The organism is Shewanella electrica (assembly GCF_022321485.1).
Classification (GTDB): Bacteria; Pseudomonadota; Gammaproteobacteria; order Enterobacterales; family Shewanellaceae; genus Shewanella; species Shewanella electrica.
The window spans coordinates 1-237 of the sequence record NZ_JAKOGG010000761.1 but is presented as its reverse complement, the minus strand read 5'-3'; the positions used below and the strand labels follow the sequence as shown (position 1 = coordinate 237).

Sequence of the window (237 nt, the reverse complement as noted above, 5' to 3'; positions counted from 1 at the left end):
ACAGAACGAGTCCAAGGAGCAGCCCCACGCCTGCAAACAACAGGATCGGCTGCCCCAGCAGCTCGCTGGTCCCCATCAGCAGGATGCAGAAGCTGATGCCATACATGATTTTCCCCATGAATTTGCACAAGGCTGCTTCATCATACTGCGCCTTTTCCTTGTCAGACATCGTGTTATAGCCTGCCAGCAAGGCAGCGCCTTTTCCCTTTGACAGGACAATCGCCAAAATCAAGAACG

Annotated in this window: 1 protein-coding gene; it reads right to left on the bottom strand. The window is 53.2% G+C overall.

Annotated elements, in window-relative coordinates:
* Positions 1 to 237 (bottom strand): DUF3784 domain-containing protein (locus L9G74_RS22015; RefSeq protein WP_238899070.1); only part of this gene is annotated, 237 nt, incomplete at both ends.